General features: G+C 65.6%; 12 protein-coding genes. 8 read left to right on the top strand and 4 right to left on the bottom strand.

What is annotated here, in order from left to right; translation table 11 throughout:
• The first annotated feature begins 75 nt into the window (after positions 1–75).
• The 3 genes from AKG11_RS17000 to AKG11_RS16990 all read left to right on the top strand — a co-directional run bounded on the left by AKG11_RS17000 (position 76) and on the right by AKG11_RS16990 (position 5,762).
• Positions 76–1,836, top strand: a complete 1,761-nt coding sequence (locus AKG11_RS17000; RefSeq protein ID WP_050744727.1) for a caprolactamase subunit beta — start codon at positions 76–78, stop codon at positions 1,834–1,836.
• A gap of 12 nt (positions 1,837–1,848) precedes the next feature.
• Positions 1,849–3,927 (top strand): caprolactamase subunit alpha, encoded by a 2,079-nt coding sequence (locus AKG11_RS16995; protein ID WP_050744726.1) that lies wholly within the window; start codon positions 1,849–1,851, stop codon positions 3,925–3,927.
• A 479-nt stretch (positions 3,928–4,406) separates the two neighbouring features.
• Positions 4,407–5,762 (top strand): purine-cytosine permease family protein, encoded by a 1,356-nt coding sequence (locus AKG11_RS16990; RefSeq protein WP_050744725.1) that lies wholly within the window; start codon positions 4,407–4,409, stop codon positions 5,760–5,762.
• A 43-nt stretch (positions 5,763–5,805) separates the two neighbouring features.
• Here the strand turns inward: AKG11_RS16990 and AKG11_RS16985 are convergent, their stop codons facing one another.
• The gene (locus AKG11_RS16985; protein WP_050744966.1) at positions 5,806–6,576 is read right to left on the bottom strand and encodes a DeoR/GlpR family DNA-binding transcription regulator; all 771 of its coding nucleotides are present in this window, start codon (positions 6,574–6,576) and stop codon (positions 5,806–5,808) included.
• A 237-nt stretch (positions 6,577–6,813) separates the two neighbouring features.
• Between AKG11_RS16985 and AKG11_RS16980 the strand changes: the two genes are divergently transcribed.
• Genes AKG11_RS16980 through AKG11_RS16960 form a run of 5 tightly spaced genes read left to right on the top strand, consistent with a single transcriptional unit; the run spans position 6,814 to position 12,813 of the window.
• Positions 6,814–8,241, top strand: coding sequence for an NAD(P)/FAD-dependent oxidoreductase (locus AKG11_RS16980; protein WP_371260115.1), 1,428 nt, complete (start codon positions 6,814–6,816; stop codon positions 8,239–8,241).
• Positions 8,238–9,464 (top strand): NAD(P)/FAD-dependent oxidoreductase, encoded by a 1,227-nt coding sequence (locus AKG11_RS16975; RefSeq protein ID WP_050744723.1) that lies wholly within the window; start codon positions 8,238–8,240, stop codon positions 9,462–9,464. The genes AKG11_RS16980 and AKG11_RS16975 overlap by 4 nt, the downstream gene beginning before the upstream one ends.
• Entirely contained in the window at positions 9,464–10,858 is a 1,395-nt protein-coding gene (locus AKG11_RS16970) for an FGGY family carbohydrate kinase (protein WP_050744722.1), read from the top strand. The genes AKG11_RS16975 and AKG11_RS16970 overlap by 1 nt, the downstream gene beginning before the upstream one ends.
• Positions 10,859–10,898: 40 nt before the next feature.
• Positions 10,899–11,258 carry a DUF1937 family protein gene (locus AKG11_RS16965; RefSeq protein WP_050744721.1) on the top strand — a complete coding sequence of 120 codons (360 nt, stop codon included), beginning with the start codon at positions 10,899–10,901 and terminating at the stop codon, positions 11,256–11,258.
• Positions 11,259–11,295: 37 nt separating this feature from the next.
• Positions 11,296–12,813 (top strand): amino acid permease, encoded by a 1,518-nt coding sequence (locus AKG11_RS16960; RefSeq protein ID WP_023513343.1) that lies wholly within the window; start codon positions 11,296–11,298, stop codon positions 12,811–12,813.
• Between the two features lie 62 nt (positions 12,814–12,875).
• On the opposite strand, the gene AKG11_RS16955 is transcribed toward AKG11_RS16960, so the two are convergent.
• From AKG11_RS16955 to AKG11_RS16945, 3 genes are read right to left on the bottom strand one after another with little or no spacing between them, the layout of a single operon-like run.
• Positions 12,876–13,256 (bottom strand): VOC family protein, encoded by a 381-nt coding sequence (locus tag AKG11_RS16955; protein ID WP_050744720.1) that lies wholly within the window; start codon positions 13,254–13,256, stop codon positions 12,876–12,878.
• Positions 13,257–13,310: 54 nt separating this feature from the next.
• Positions 13,311–14,015, bottom strand: a complete 705-nt coding sequence (locus AKG11_RS16950) for a helix-turn-helix transcriptional regulator (protein ID WP_023513341.1) — start codon at positions 14,013–14,015, stop codon at positions 13,311–13,313.
• Between the two features lie 49 nt (positions 14,016–14,064).
• On the bottom strand, positions 14,065–15,366 hold the full coding sequence (locus AKG11_RS16945) for an amidohydrolase (RefSeq protein WP_197283991.1): 1,302 nt from the start codon (positions 15,364–15,366) through the stop codon (positions 14,065–14,067).
• Positions 15,367–15,372: the final 6 nt, after the last annotated feature.

The following is a 15,372-nucleotide window of genomic DNA, read 5'->3' as shown; positions in this document are numbered from 1 at the left end:
TTAAGGGAACAGTCACATCAGCACCTCCAACGGTTTCCAGGCCGTCGGTTCTCGCCCTCAACCAGCGTGAACACGATGAATCATACCCAGACTTCCAAGGTAGACCCGATCACCCTGTCGGTCGTGCGCGGCATGCTCGAGACGACCCAGCGTGAAATGACGCTCGCGCTCGAAAAGACGGCCCGCTCGTCGGTCTTCAACCTGGCACACGACTATTCGACGGCGCTGTTCAACGCCCGGCCGGAAATGATCCTGCAAGGCCAGGACATCCCGATCCATCTCGGCTCGCTCATTCCCGCCATGAAGGCGGTCGCCGCGTTCTTCGGCGACGACATCCACGAGGGCGATCTGTTCCTGCACAACGACCCGGCCTTCGGCGGCAGCCACGCCATCGACACCTGCATGTACAAGCCGGTCTTCTACAAGGGCGAACTCGTCTACTGGACCGTCTGCAAGGGCCATCTCACCGATATCGGCGGCCCCGTTCCGGCCGGCTACAACCCCAACGCCACGGAAATCTACGCCGAGTGCCTGCGCATTCCGCCGGTCAAAATCTGGGACCGCGGCACGCCGCGCCACGACGTGCTCAACATGATCCTCACCAACATGCGCGCCCGCCGTGACCAGGAGGGCGATTTCCGGGCGCTGATCGGCGCCTGCCAGGTCGGCGAGCGCAACCTCATCGCCATGCTCGACAAATACGGCAAGGCGCAGGTGGACGCCTGCGTCGACACGTTGCTCGACATGGCCGACCGGCACATGCGCGCGCTGATATCCACCGTGCCCGACGGCACCTACGAGGGGTCCGCGATCCTGGAAGATGCCGGCCACGGTTTCGGCGATTTCGAGATCAAGGCGACCGTGACGGTCACGGGCGATAGCTGCCACATCGCCATCGCGAGCCCGCCGCAGATCCCCTATTTCATCAACTCCTACGAGGGCAATTCCCATTCCGGCGTCTATCTCGGCCTGATGATGTTCGCCGCCCTGCCGCCACCCTACAACGAGGGCCTCTATCGCTGCGTCAGCCTCGATTTCGGGCCGAAGGGCACGCTCTGCAACGCGCAGGAACCCGCCCCGCACATGAATTGCACGACGACGCCGATGGAGACGCTGACCGACGCCGTGCGCCTCGCCTTCGAAAAGGCGATGCCCTCAAAAGTCTCCGCCTCCTGGGGCCATGCCAACGGCCTCAACATTGCCGGCCGCGATTCCCGCACTAACGAGGAATTCGTGACCATGGTGCTCGCCACCATCATCTCCGGCGGCGGCGCGACGCCCAAGCAGGACGGCTGGCACGCCGTCGGCCCGGAATGCTGCTTCGGCGCGCTCACCTCCGGCGACGTCGAACTGCTCGAATATTCCTACCCCATCGTCATCCACCGCTACTCCCTGATGACCGATTCCGGCGGCGCAGGAAAATTCCGCGGCGGCTCCGGCACCGCCTGGGAGGTCGAGCCGCTCAACGGCGACATGCTGTGCATCGGTTTCGGCGAAGGCCGGCGCATTCCCGCCATGGGCGCGGCGGGCGCAAAATCGGCGATGGTCGACACCAAGGTCGGCCGCGTGGAGCTGCGCCGCGACGGCAAGGTCGAGGTCGAGCGCAAGAACATCATTGAAACCATCAAGCCGGGCCAGACCATCACCAACCTCAATCCGGGCGGCGGCGGCTACGGCAATCCCTTCGAGCGGCCGGTGGAGAAAGTCGTCTGGGACGTGCGCAACGGCCTCGTCTCCATCGAGGGTGCGCGCGCAGACTACGGCGTCGCATTCGCCAACCCGCAAACCCTCGCCGTCGATACCGCCGAGACCGCGCGGCTGCGCGCCAGCGAATAAGGAAGATCCCACATGACCCTGCATTCCTACCGTCTCGGCATCGACGCCGGCGGCACCTTCACCGACTTCGTCATCGCCGACCGCGCCAGCGGAGAGGTAAAACTGTTCAAGGCGCTCTCCACGCCCACCGACCCGACCAAGGCCATCGAAAACGGCCTCGGCCTCATCGCCGCCGATCTCAGGAAGCCGATCGAGGAGATCATCGCGAGCTGCGATCTCTGCATCAACGGCACGACGGTCGGCCTCAACGCGCTGATCACCCATCGCGGCGGCAAGACGGGGCTGATCTGCACCGCCGGCCACGAGGATTCCATCGAGATCCGCAATGGCCACAAGGAAGACGGTTTCCGCTACGACCCGGATTATCCCGCCGCGACCATGCTCGTGCCGCGCTATCTCCGCCGCGGCGTACGCGAGCGCATCCTGTCCGACGGCTCGGTGCGCACGCCGCTGCATGAGGAAGACGTGCGCGAGGCCTGCCGCCTGTTCCTGAAGGAGGGCGTCGAGACCGTCGCCATCTCCTTCGTCTGGTCCGTGCTCGACCCGAGCCACGAGCGGCGTGCCGCGGAGATCGTACGCGAGATGATGCCGGACGCGATCCTGACCGTCGGCGGCGAGCTTTACCCGCAGGTGCGCGAATACACCCGCACCTCCACCGCCGTCACCAATGCCTATCTGGCACCCGTCATGCGCCGCTACGTCGCCGCCGTCGATGCCTATTTCCGCAAACTCGGCGCCAAGCAGCCGGTGCGCTATTTCCAGTCGAACGGGGGCCTTGCGATCGGCCAGGTGATGACCGACCGCTCCGTCTATGCCATCAATTCCGGCCCGGCCTCCGCGCCGCAGGCGGGGCTTTATGCCGGCGCGCCCTTCGACCAGAAGAACGTCATCACCGTCGACATGGGCGGCACCTCCTTCGACATCACGCTGACGCGCAACGGCCAGACCAACCTCAACAAGAACATCGACTTCCTGCGCTACCGCATCGGCGTGCCGATGATCCAGGTGGAGACGCTCGGCGCCGGCGGCGGCTCCATCGGCTGGATCGACCCGCTCGGCCTGTTGCAGGTCGGCCCGCAGTCGGCCGGCTCGGAGCCCGGTCCCGCCTGCTACGGGCGCGGCGGCACCGAGCCGACCACCTCGGATGCCAACCTCGTGCTCGGCTATCTCAATCCCGAGGGCCTGCTCGGCGGCAAGCTGCCGCTCGACATCGAGAAGGCGCGCGCCGCAGTGGCCCGGGTCGCCGAGCCGCTCGGCATCTCCGTCGAGCAGGCCGCCTACGGCATGTTCGCCATCGTCAACAACAGCATGGTCAACGGCATCCGCCGCGTCTCCGTCGAACGCGGCTATGATCCGCGCGATTTCGTGCTGGTCGGCGCGGGCGGCGCGACGGCAGCGCATATCACGGCGCTGGCAAGCGAGATGGGCATCGACACGATCATCCTGCCGAAACTCGCCTCCGGCCTCTGCGCCTTCGGCCAGATCATTTCCGACGTCAAATACAACTATATGGCTCCGGCCCCGGTGCGCCTCGACAATGCTGCCGCCTACCAGCGCATCGACAGTCTGTTCCACGAGATCGAGGAGAAGGGCGTTTCGCATCTGAAGGCCGACGGTTTTGCCGACGACGCGATCGCCATCAAGCGCTCGATCGACATGCGCTATGTCGGCCAGGTGCATGAATGCACGGTCGATATCGGCACCTTCCCGATCGACGCGACGACCATCGAGAAGGTCAAGGACGCCTTCCACGCCCGTCACGAGGAACTCTACACCTATGCCGAACGCCACAGTGCGGTCGAGGTGGTGAACCTCGAATCCACCGTCTACGGCCTCATCGAAAAGGTTCGCCCGCCGAAACTCGCCGAAGGCGGCGAGGCGAAAGCGGCCCTGAAAGGCTACCGCGATGCGATCTTCGACCAATCCGGCAAGGCGACGTCCACGCCGATCTATGACGGCGCGAAGTTCGGCGCGGGCGCCCACATCGAGGGACCGGCGATCATCGAGGAGGTGACGACGACCATCGTGATCGAGCCAGGCTGGACGAGCGTGCTGCATGAAAGCGGCAGCTACCTGCTCACACGCACCTGATCGGAGCGGGCGGTTGCGCCAGCGGAGCCGCCCGAAACGTCCCGTTGCAAAGCGCCTTCTGGTTTATGGCGGCCATGTATCAAAAAAACAGAAGGCGCTTTGCATACACGCCAATGAAACCACAAATGCGTTTGGCGAGATACGCCTAAGCGTCTGTATAATAGGCGATTTTTAAGGCCATGGCAGCAAATGAGCAGTTCTGATTTTCAGATGCAGAACATGCAAAAATAGAATTTTTCAAAAGGAGGCAATCGGCCTAGCGTTGTCTGGTCAAAGAGGACATGCGTGGGGAGGAGCAATGCACGCACCGATGTCGATGACGCTTCCCCGAGGTCCCTGATCCCCTTCGCATCGGCAATCCGAAGCCGGCGGATCAGACCCAAGCACCTCGCCACCAGACAGATACGCACCCAATCGCCCGCCCGGCTGACACTGTCGCCGGTCGAACCGCATCACCTGCAACAATCGAGGGGAACAAGATGGCAGGCAATGTATCGGCCACCGAAGCCGACAATTCGGATTTTTCCAACGTGGCGGTCCCGCCGCACGCGCGCATGCCGAAAGGCGCCTTGACCATGGCCTGGTGGGCCGTGTGCAGCGCCGTCTTCTATATCGTCGTCGGCGCGGCAATGGCGCTCAATTTCGGCACGCGCAACGCCATCATCGGTATCGTGCTGTCGGTCATCGCCTATGGCGTCGTCAATGCGGTGCTGAGCCGCTTCGCCATCCGCACCGGGCTTTCCGTCGCGCTGTTCTCGCGCGTCCTCTTCGGCAATGTCGGGGCTGGGCTCGCAGCGCTGATCTTCTGCGCCACGGCGATCTACTACGCCGTCTTCGAAGGCTCGGTCATCGCCGTCGGCATCAACACCGTCATGCCGTCGATCTCCTATCCCGTCGCCGCGCTCATCGTCGTGCTCTACAGCGTGCCCCTGATCTTCGGCAGCATCCAGACCTGGCTCGACAAGTTCAACGGCGTGCTCCTGCCCTTCTACATCCTCGGCCTCGTCGTCGCCGTCGCGCTCGCCATCGGCGAATACGGCTACAGCGACAAATGGTTGAACCTCGGCCCGGAAACCGGCGAACCGGCCGGCGGCTGGTGGTCCTGCTTCGTCTATTACATGGGCGTCTGGGTGCTGATGATGTTCACCTTCGACTATGCCCGCTTCGGTCGCCAGGAAGACGCCGGCTATCACGCCTGGTTCAACTTCGGCACGCCCTTCTACGCCGTCGCCTTCCTGGTGAGCGGCCTCTTCGGCATGTTCATGATCGGCACCGTGCCGGATCTCGGCGCGCTCTCGGAGGTCAGCGTGCTGCTGGCGCTCTTGAAGCTCATGGGCATCTGGGGCCTCGCCTTCGTCTGGGTCACGCAGACACGCATCAACACGGCGAACTACTACCTCGCCGCCGTCAACCTCGAAGCACTGGTGCAGCTCTTCGGCCGCCTGCCCTTCGGCCGCGTCGGCTGGGCGATCGCGGTCGGCGTCATCGTCTATCTCCTGATGCTCGCCGACGTCTTCTCCTACCTGCTCCAGGCCCTCGCCTACCAGGGCATCTTCGTCGTCGCCTGGGTCGCCGTCGCCATGGCGCATATCCTGATCGACCGCTACAGCACGCTGGTGGGTTCAGCCATCGAATACCGCTCCAGCCATGTGCCGGCCTTCAATCCGCTCGGTATCAGCGCCTGGTTCGTCGCCGCCGCGGTCGGCATCGCGCTCCATGTCTGGGGCGGCGCCTATGCGGAACTCTCGGCACCCGCGACTGCGGTCCTTGCTTTCTCCATCTATGCCGTGGGGCTGATGCAGGCGCGCCGTTCCTGGTTCCTCGTGGCGGGCTGAGCCCGCTTGGCCGTGCCCCCAGCTCGGGGCACGGTCTACCCGCTCAGGCGATCACGACTTCCGTCCCGGCGGCCGCCAGCGCCTCGGCGATCGAGGCCGGCGGTTCCTGTTCCGTCACCAGCCGGTCCAGCGCGGACCAGGGCGCGACCTCGAAAATGCCGTGCTTGCCGAATTTCGAACCATCCGCCAGCACGGTGACCGCCTCCGCGCGCTCGATCATGGTCTGCGCCACCTCCGTTACCTGCGCGTCGAAGTCCATGACCGAATGCTGGTCCACCGCCCCGACGGTGAGAAAGGCGTGGCGCGCGCGGAACTTCCGCACTTGCTCGACAGCGAACTGCCCGAGCGTCTCCCCCGCATCCGCGCCATAGGCTCCGCCGAGCAGGAAGACCTTGTGATCGGCATTGGCCGAAACCGTCGCGGCGATCTTCCAGGAATTGGTGATGACGACCAGCGCCGGCAGGTCGACGAGCGCCTCCGCCAGGATCAGCGTCGTAGTGCCCGTGTCGATGAACACCGAATCCCCCGGCGCAAGCAGCCGGGCGGCGGCATAGGCGATCCGTCGTTTTGCGGTGAGGTTTTCCGCCATGCGCAGCGCGAAGGGTCCCTCCACGGCCGGCTCGACCGATGGCGTGGAGCGAACCCGCGCGCCGCCATGGAATTTCTTCAGGCGCCCCATCGCATCGAGGTTCGAGAGATCGCGCCGGATGGTTTCCCGGGAAGCGGAGAGCGTCTGGGCCAGCTCATCGACACTGATTTCCCCAGCCTTGTGCACCAGCCGCACAATTTTTTCGTGGCGATCCGCAGGCCTCACAATGGTCCTTTCCGGCAACGGTTTTCGAATGCAAAGCCACTCGTTTGCTATGCTTTCCCGTTGTAGCGCGATGATCGGTCAAGTCAATGACCGAAAAGAGACCGATCGGTCAAAACCTGAGGTTTTTACTCTTGCACCGCACGCACTGAAAATCAGGGATTCTCGTCACGCAGAGCCCGAACTGGCTCGCAATCCCGCTTTACATTCGGTCAAACGTTAAATACCGTTCAGTCAATCATTGACCGAACGGGAGAAATGTCAGTGCCCCTTCCCCCCGCCATCAGCGGATCATTCGACATCGCGATCATCGGCGCAGGCGTCGTGGGCTGTGCGGTCGCCCGGCGGTTTGCGCTGGCCGGTGCGAAGGTCGTGCTCATAGAGAAGGGAACGGACATTCTCTCCGGAGCGTCCAAGGCGAACAGCGCGATCCTGCATACGGGCTTCGACGCCCCGCCCGGCAGCCTCGAGCTCGATCTGGTCCGCGCAGGCCGGCGGGAGTATCTCGCGATCCGCGACACGCTGAACCTGCCCCTCGTCACCACAACGGCCTTCGTCTGCGCCTGGAACAGCCTCGAGGCCGACAAGCTGGCCGCCATCGACGCCCAGGCGCACGAAAACGGCATCACGGATGTCGTGCTCCGCTCAGGCGCCGAAGCGCGCGCCGCAATGCCGACGCTGTCGGAACGCCTTGCCGGCGCCCTCGAAGTGCCGGGCGAACATGTCATCGATCCCTGGTCGGCGCCGCTCGCCTATCTCACGCAGGCCGTTTCGCTCGGCGCGATCTTCCTGCGCGGCGCGGAACTTCTCAAAGGCGCGTTCGACGGGAGCTGGTGGCTGGAAACGTCGGCCGGCATCATCGAGGCGGGCAGCGTGATCAATACGGCCGGCCTTTACGGCGATATCGTCGATAGCCGCCTCGGCTTCGAAGCGGCCTTCCGCATCAAGCCGCGCAAGGGCCAGTTCGTCGTGCTCGACAAGGCCGCCGCGCGCCATGTCCCCCGCATCATCCTGCCGGTCCCGACGGAAATCACCAAGGGCATCGTCGTCTGTCCCACCGCCTTCGGCAACGTGCTCGTCGGCCCGACGGCGGAGGAGCAGGAGGACCGGGTGCGCGCCACGGTCGAGACGGAAACGCTCGACGCCCTCTTGCGCCGCGCGGCGGAAATCGTGCCCGCCCTTGCCGGTATTCCGGTGACGGCGGTCTATGCCGGGCTACGCCCCGCCAGCGAGGAAAAGGGCTATCGGGTTTTCGTGCGACCCGACAAGCGCGCCATCACGCTCGGCGGCATCCGCTCGACAGGCCTCAGCTCTGCTCTTGGCCTCGCGCAGCACGCCCTGAAGCTGTATTCGGATTTTGCCGGTGATTTTGCACACCCTTCCGAGGTTCCGCCGGTCTCAGTCCCCAATCTGGCCGAATGCCGGGAGCGCGACTGGCAACGCCCCGACCATGGCGAGATCGTCTGTCACTGCGAGCTGGTCACGCGCCGCGAGATCGAGGCGACCTTCGACAGCCCCGTCCCGCCCGGCGATTTCGGCGGCCTGCGCCGGCGCACGCGCGCCGGCATGGGGCGCTGCCAGGGCTTCTACTGCAATGCACGCCTTGCCGAGATGACCCGCGGAAAGCTTGCGACACCACTGGCCAGCGAAACGGGGGAGAGCCGATGAGCCCGTTCGACGCGGATGTCATCGTCATCGGCGGCGGCCCCTCGGGCGTCGCGGCAGCCATCGAGATGCGCAAGCGCGGCGCCGGGCGGGTCACCCTGCTCGACCGTGAGCCGGCACTCGGTGGCGCAACCCGCCACTGCAGCCATTCCCCCTTTGGCATGCTGGAATTCGGCCGCGTCTATTTCGGAGCGGCCTATGGGCGCAAACTCGAACGGGAAGCCGCCAAGGCCGGCGTCGATATCCGCACGGGCCATTCCGTCGTGCGGCTGGAAGAAGGTGGGGCCGTCACGGTCACCTCGGGCCGCGGCGTCGAGACCCTCCGTGCAAGCCGCATCCTGGTGACGACCGGCGCGCGCGAAAAGCCACGCTCTGCGCGCCTGCTCTCCGGCGACCGGCCGATCGGCGTCGTCACCACGGGCACGCTCCAGGCCTACATCGCCTTCCACGGCCTCGTGCCGTTCCGCCGCCCGCTCATCGTCGGATCCGAACTCGTCTCTTTGTCGGCCGTGCTGACCTGCCTCACCCACGGGGCAAGGCCCGTCGCGATGATAGAGCCGCGCTCCCATGCCCTTGCCCGGGCACCCCTGCACTGGTTTCCCACACTGGTCGGCGTGCCGTTCCACCGCGGTACCGACGTCGTCGACATCATCGGGCGCGATCGCGTCGAGGCCGTCACCATCCGCCGGAACGGTGAGTTCGAAACCCTCGCCTGTGACGGCGTGCTGCTGACGGGACAGTTCACGCCGGAATCGGCGCTGTTCCTGCAGTCTTCTATCGGGGTCGATACCGGCAGCGACGGCCCGGCGGTCGATCAATATGGACGCGCGCGCGATCCGCTGCATTTCGCTGCCGGCAACGTGCTGCGCGCGGTCGAGACCGGCGGCTGGGCCTATCGCGAAGGCCGCGCGATCGGGCGCTCGTTGGCTGCGGATATCGGCCGCGACCCGGAGGCAGTACAACCGGTTGCCGTCACCTTCGACGATCCGGTCAAGCTCGTCGTGCCGAACATCCTGCGCCGTGCGGCCTCTCTGCCTGCGGCATTCCAGGACTTCCAGCTGCGCTTCCTGCGCCGCGCGAAGGGCCGCCTGTCGCTTGAACTGGAGGGGCGCGAAGTGTGGCACGCCAGCGGCACCTGGATGCCCGAGCGGCGCGTCCTCGTGCCCATTCCGGCGGCGGCGCCGCAGGCGCAGCACGTCCATTTTCGTTTCAGGGAGGAATCATAATGCGGGTAGCCGCCATAGATCAGGGCACGACGTCCACCCGCTGCCTCGTCGTCGAGGATGGCGGGGCCTGGACGGTCGCCGGCACGCGCCGCCATGCGCAGCACCATCCGGCACCCGGCTGGGTGGAGCACGATCCGGAGGAACTGCTGCGCAACATCGAGGCCGTGCTGGAGGGCGCCGGGCCGGTGGATGCGATCGGCATTTCCAACCAGGGCGAAAGCTGCCTTGCCTGGGACGCAGAGACCGGAAAGGCCCTCTCTCCTGTCATCGTCTGGCAGGATGCGCGGACGGCGGACGACCTTGCCGCCCTGCCGCCTGCCGCGGAGGAACGCTCCAAGAGCGTCTGCGGCCTGCCGCTCGATCCCTATTTCTCCGCCAGCAAACTCGCCTGGCTGGTCAAGAACATCCCGGCGGTCTCCACCGCGCTTCAGGCCGGCCGCCTGCGGCTCGGCACGACGGACGCCTTCTTCCTCGACCGGCTGTGCGGCACGTTCCGTACGGATCTGGCAACCGCCTCGCGTACGGGCCTCATTGATCTTGCCACCGGCAGCTGGAGCGAGGAGATGTGCGACCTACACGGCGTCCCTCGACACTGCCTTCCCGATATCGCCGCCGTCAACGAAACCTTCGGGACCATCGGCGGAACGCCCGTCAAGGTCTCGATCGTCGACCAGCAGGCCGCTCTTTACGGCCACGATTGCCGCAAGCCCGGTGATTGCAAGATCACCTTCGGCACCGGCGCCTTCCTTTTGTCCGTCACCGGAGACAGGCGTCCGCCCGCTTCAGACCTTCTGCCGACCATCGCCTGGCATCGTAAGGGCGAAGCGCCGACCTTCGCCGTCGAGGGCGGCGTCTACGATGCCGGCTCGGCGCTCGAATGGGCGCGCAATATCGGCCTCTTCTCGGCAATGGAGGAGCTCGGCAGCTTCGAGGGGCCGTCGGCCCTCAGCCGCGGCATCGTTTTCGTGCCGGCGCTTTCCGGCCTTGCCGCACCCTACTGGGACCGCCAGGCTGCGCCACTCTTCATCGGCATGGACCATGCAACGGACCGACGGGACATGGTTCGCGCGGTGCTGGAGGGCATCGCGATGCTGACGGTGGGCCTCATCGAGGCCGCCGCGCAGGTCGTCCCGCTCGGTGAAAGCATCTCCATCGACGGCGGCCTGTCGCAGAGCAGCTATTTCGCCCAGTTCCTCGCCTCGGCGAGCAGGCGGTCGATCACCGTGCCGCCGATGCACGAGCTGACGGCGCTCGGCCTTGCCGAACTCTGCGGCATCGACGTCAGCGGCGCCCGCAAGGCGGCGCAGACCTTCACGCCGGATGCTTCCGTCAGCACGGCCGACCATGCGCGCTTCGCGCGCGCCATCGAGAGGGCTCGAGCCTGGCGTCAGTGACGCCCTCGACCACAGACAGACCATTTCCGGAGCTTAGAACATGCGAAAGATCTTTCTCGCATGCCCCTACGGGCATGCCGACAAAACGGTCGTGGAACAGCGTTTCACGCTGTCGAACGCCGTGGCCGCCCGCATCGTGCGGGGCGGCGGCGCCGTCTTCAGCCAGGTGTCGATGTCCCATCCGATCAACGGCCACCTTGCCGATCTCGACAAGGCGGGCATCGGCAAGCTCTGGGGGCCGGTCGATGCCGTTTTCATGGAGGCGATGGACGAGCTGATCGTCATCGATGCCGACGGCTGGAAAGAAAGCGCCGGCGTCGCGCGCGAGATCGATTTCTTCAAGCAACGCAACCGCCGCGTCAGCCTCTGGAGCGAGGCCGAGGGCGACTTTCCCGCATGACTTGACCGCATACCAAACCTGAAACAGGAGGGGAACCATGAGCAAGAACACCACGGGACGGCCCGCGCCATCCCATCACGCAAGCCAGCACGACACGCTGAAGCGTGACGTCACCGCCTTTCAATCCTTCGCCGTCGCCTTCGGCTTCGTCTCGATCGCGACCGGCATCTTCACCGCCTACGGCGCCATGCTCTCGACATCGGGCCCGATGGGCATCTGGACCTGGCCGGTGGTTGTCGTCGGCCAGCTGATGGTCGCTCTCATCCTCGGCTCGCTCGCCGCACGCATTCCGGTGACCGGCTACGTCTACCAGTGGACGTCGCGCATCTCCAATCCGGTCTTCGGCTGGATCATGGGCTGGATCAGCTTCACCTTCCTTGCCATCGTGCTCTGCGCGGTAGACTACACCATCGCCTCCACCGTGCTGCCGGTCCTCTTCGGCTACGAGGGCACGACCATGAACGCCTGGTGGATCACCAGCCTCGTCATCGTCGCCCAGGCCGTGATGATCGCCTTCTCCACGAAGTTCACCCAGCGCTTCAACGCGGTCGCCGTCACCATCCAGCTCGTCGGCATGATCGGGCTCGTCGTGCTGCTCTTTGCGGTCGGCGCCATCAACAACGAACTCGACTTCGCCAATTTGACGAGTACGGGCACGATCGGCGCGGAAGGCTATTATGCCTTCGGTGAACTGACCAAGGCCGGCCCGTGGATCATGGGCACGCTGCTCGGCGCCTTCACCATCGTCGGTTTCGAATCGGCGGCAAACCTTGCCGAGGAAACCCGCGAACCGGCGCGTGTCGTGCCGAAGGCGATGTGGCAGGCGGTTCTCAGCCTCGGCATCATCGGCATGCTGTTCCTCATCGCCGTCACCGCCCTTCTCGGCGATCCGACAGCACTCGGTGCCTCTGCAACGCCGATCGCGGATGTCATCACACGCGTGCTCGGCCCTATCGTCGGCAATTTCCTGCTGGTTCTGGTGGTCATCTCCATCTTCTCCTGCGGCCTCGTCATCCTTCTCAGCGGCACACGCCTCGTCTGGGCCATGTCACGCGACGAGCGCTTCCCGGGATGGCAGCTCTGGCACAAGATCAGCCCGACCCTGCACACGCCGGTCAACGCGACCATCTTCGTCGCCGTCATCGGGCAGGTCATCCTCGCGCTGTTCTCGCAGCAGACCGATGCACTGTTCTCGCTGTTCTCCGCCGCAACGCTGCTGCCGGCGATCATCTATGCGGTGACCGTGCTGATGTATGCGGCCAAGCGCCACCAGCTGCCGCCGAGCCAGGGCTTCACGCTCGGCGCCTGGGAGGTTCCGGTGCTCGTCCTCGCCATCGCATGGCTTGCCTTCGAACTGGCGATCTTCCGCGACGCCTCCTTCGCAAAGCCGTGGTCCTATGTCGCGATCATGTTCGCCATCGGCGCCGTCTACCTCGGCTACCTGCTCGTCTCGCGCGGCGGTGCCAACGGCCTGAAGATGCCCGACCTCATCGCCATCGACAGCATCCTCGATGCCGATCGCGGCGCGGAATACAAGTCTGCCCCGGCAGAATAGCCGCGCTCTCTGCCGACCGGCCGGGGAAACCCTGACCGGTCTTCTCCTATATCCGGCGGCCGCTAGGCTCGGGAGTTGTCCGTCACCGTATAGACGCGCAGGCGATGGCCATCGGGATCGACGGCGACAAAGCTGCGGCCGAAGTCGAGATCGGTCGGCGGCATCAGGATGTCGGCGCCTCTCTCCCGCCACGCGGCATGACGGCGATCGACCTCTTCCACGGTCTCGACCTTGAAACCGATCTCGCTTCCGCCACCGGCCGCTGCCGGAGCCGGCGCCACGCCCTCCCTGCCCCACAGGCCGAGACCGAGGCCGGACGGCAGCACGAAAATCGCGAAGGTCGCGCTCGCCTCCACCGGCTCCTGGCCGAGAAGACGTGCATAATAGCGGGCACTTGCCGCTGCATCCGCCACATAGAGAAGAACGCTGTTGATGTTGCTCATCGGAGCCTCCTGTCGTTGAAAGACAGGAAACAGCTACCATCCCCTGCTGCCAGTTTATGGCAGCAGCATGCGCTGCTGCGGAATGTTTTCCGCCTCGCGCCATGCCCGCAACAGGGCCTGACGGCGCCTGGGATAGCGGTCGTCTAACACCTCAACCGCATCGATCCGGTCGGTGCGGAAATGCCGGAAGGCCTCGCGCAGCTCGCACCATCCGATCACCACCCGCGCATGGTCGAAAAAGGAGAGCGCGAAGGGCCAGATCACGCGAGCCGACGCCGTGCCCTCCGCCGAGCGATAGGTGATGGAAAGCCTGCGCTCCGTGCGGATCGCCTGCCGCAGAACGGCAAGGTCCACCGAACTTGCCGGAAGCGCATTCCCCGGACCGACGAGCAGCGGCGATGCCTCCAGCGTCTCGCGCAGTTCAGGCGGCAGCACTGCCGATATCCGGGCCAGTGCGTTGCGGGCGGCATCCTGCAGCGGGTCGTCGCCGCGGTTCGCCACCCAGCGGGCGCCAAGGACAAGAGCCTCGATCTCCTCCGGCGAAAACATCAGCGGCGGCAGGAGAAAGCCGGGCTTCAGAACATAACCCAGTCCCGCCTCCCCCTCGATGCCGGCACCCTGCGCCTGGAGGCTGGCAATGTCGCGGTAGAGCGTGCGCAGGCTGACGCCCGTCTCCTCCGCCAGAACCCGCCCGCTCACCGGCCGGCGATGACGGCGGAGGGCTTGCAGGAGAGCGAAGAGGCGTTCGGAGCGGGACATGTCGGCACTCTATACGCACCCACCGCTGCCAGAAAGCGGCAGCAGGGTGCTATGCGCGCGCTTCGCCACCCAGCAGACGCTGCGCGATGCCGGCAAACAGCGCGACGCCAGTTTCGAGCGATGCCTCGTCGATATCGAAATCAGCAGCGTGGTGCACGGCTGGTATATCGCTGCCGATGATGCAATAGGCGGCCGAGCCGCCGTTCTCCCGCACATGGCGGATCATCAGGCAGGCATCGTCGCCCCCCCCGATCGACCATTCCGGCAGCACCTCGGTGACGCCGGGCAGGCCACGCGCCACGTCGGCGATGAGGTCGGTGGCGTCCCCGCTGTTCTCGTTGCCGGGCATGTGGTTCTTGCGAACGATATCCACGCCGCATTGCTGCATGGCGGCGGCGCCCTCGATGACCGCGTGCAGCCGCTCGACCATGTAGTCGTGCGCCGCACGGTCGTCGGCCCGCACCTCCACCAGCATCTCGCAGGTGTCGGCCACGATGTTGAAGGCCGTGCCGGCGCGCAGAACGCCGACATTGACGAAGGTTTCCGCACCGGCAAAACGCGAAATGCCGTGCAAGCCGAGCGCCGCCGAGGCCCCGGCCAGCAGTGCGTTGCGCCCCTCCTGCGGCCCCATCGCCGCATGGGCGACAGCCCCGCGGAACGTGACGACAAAGCGGCTGGAAAACAGGAAGCCGACAGCGCTGGCACCGATCCTGCCGGACGGCAACAGGCAGCCGAGATGGCCGACAAAGAGATGATCGACAGCGTCGACCGCGCCGCCCGCCACCATGGGCGCGGCACCGCGGGCGCTTTCCTCCGCCGGCTGGAAGATCAGGCGCAGAGTGCCGGAAAGTCCCTTCTCCGCGCAAAGCCGGCGGGCGAGCGCAAGGCCGATGCCAACATGGCCATCATGACCGCAGGCATGCATGCGGCCGGCAAAACGCGAGCGGTAGTCCTCCGCATTCGGCCGGTGCGTCTCGGCCCCGGTCTCGTTGACCGGCAGCGCATCCATGTCAAAGCGGAAGGCGACGATCGGCCCGTCGCCAAAACGATAGTCCGCGACGACCCCGGTAAGGCCTGCCGGCATACGGTCCATCCAGGCGGGATCGCCGCCCGTGGCAAGAGCCGCCTGCTTTGCTGCCACCACCACCTCGGCCGAGGGCGGATCGATGACGACGGCTGGATCCATCACGTCCCGGCCGGTGCGCACGGCAAAACCGAGATGGTCGAGATAGGCGGCAACGCGCGAGGCGGTACGGTATTCGAGGAAGGCCGTTTCCGGATGGCGATGCAGGTCGCGGCGCACGGTGACGGCGGGCGCATTGCTGGTGGCGATCATCTCGGCAAGGGTCATGGTGGT

The sequence above is a fragment of the Shinella sp. SUS2 genome (assembly GCF_001262505.1).
In the GTDB taxonomy this organism is placed as follows: domain Bacteria; phylum Pseudomonadota; class Alphaproteobacteria; order Rhizobiales; family Rhizobiaceae; genus Shinella.
Note: the sequence above shows the minus strand (reverse complement) of the source record. Positions and strands in the feature narration are given on the sequence as shown.

Bases quoted from the DNA above. Each gene is read 5' to 3' on its own strand.
- AKG11_RS17000 (WP_050744727.1), top strand. From the start codon at position 76: ATGAATCATACCCAGACTTCCAAGGTAGACCCGATCACCCTGTCGGTC.
- AKG11_RS16995 (WP_050744726.1), top strand. From the start codon at position 1,849: ATGACCCTGCATTCCTACCGTCTCGGCATCGACGCCGGCGGCACCTTC.
- AKG11_RS16990 (WP_050744725.1), top strand. From the start codon at position 4,407: ATGGCAGGCAATGTATCGGCCACCGAAGCCGACAATTCGGATTTTTCC.
- AKG11_RS16975 (WP_050744723.1), top strand. From the start codon at position 8,238: ATGAGCCCGTTCGACGCGGATGTCATCGTCATCGGCGGCGGCCCCTCG.
- AKG11_RS16970 (WP_050744722.1), top strand. From the start codon at position 9,464: ATGCGGGTAGCCGCCATAGATCAGGGCACGACGTCCACCCGCTGCCTC.
- AKG11_RS16965 (WP_050744721.1), top strand. From the start codon at position 10,899: ATGCGAAAGATCTTTCTCGCATGCCCCTACGGGCATGCCGACAAAACG.
- AKG11_RS16960 (WP_023513343.1), top strand. From the start codon at position 11,296: ATGAGCAAGAACACCACGGGACGGCCCGCGCCATCCCATCACGCAAGC.
- AKG11_RS16955 (WP_050744720.1), bottom strand. From the start codon at position 13,256: ATGAGCAACATCAACAGCGTTCTTCTCTATGTGGCGGATGCAGCGGCA.
- AKG11_RS16950 (WP_023513341.1), bottom strand. From the start codon at position 14,015: ATGTCCCGCTCCGAACGCCTCTTCGCTCTCCTGCAAGCCCTCCGCCGT.
- AKG11_RS16945 (WP_197283991.1), bottom strand. From the start codon at position 15,366: ATGACCCTTGCCGAGATGATCGCCACCAGCAATGCGCCCGCCGTCACC.